1 protein-coding gene is annotated in these 397 nt (G+C 57.2%); it reads left to right on the top strand.

All coding sequences use genetic code 11. The features are described 5' to 3' along the window. The coding region (locus tag BN1128_RS01935; protein WP_042865918.1) for a methyl-accepting chemotaxis protein at window positions 1-243 on the top strand (243 nt) is incomplete at its 5' end. Window positions 244-397 lie beyond the last annotated feature (154 nt).

The following is a 397-nucleotide window of genomic DNA, read 5'->3' as shown; positions in this document are numbered from 1 at the left end:
TTTGCCGTGGTGGCGGATGAAGTGCGGCAACTGGCAGCCCGGACCTCTCTCTCCACCAGCGAGATTGCCACCGTGGTTCAGAAGAACCGGGAGCTGACAGCCAGAGTAACGGACGACATGGCCGGTGTGGCCAGCAGTGCCGAGCTGGGCAAGCTGCAGATCGACAAGGTCAATGAAGTCATGGTCGAGATCCGGCGGGAGGCGAACAACGTTTCGGCAACCGTCTCCAATCTCTCAATCTGATCCTGTGCAGCCTGTTTCCCGGGAAGGCAGGCTGTCCATTGGTGATTATTTCGATTTTTTGTATCAATTCCGAGCAGTCGACACACCAATCTGAACCCCTGCTGTATCGCTCCTCCCTTGTCAATTGCCCGCCGGAGGCGGCCTGTTTAGGCTT

The organism is Aeromonas piscicola, assembly GCF_000820005.1.
Classification (GTDB): domain Bacteria; phylum Pseudomonadota; class Gammaproteobacteria; order Enterobacterales; family Aeromonadaceae; genus Aeromonas; species Aeromonas piscicola.
Note: the sequence above shows the minus strand (reverse complement) of the source record. Positions and strands in the feature narration are given on the sequence as shown.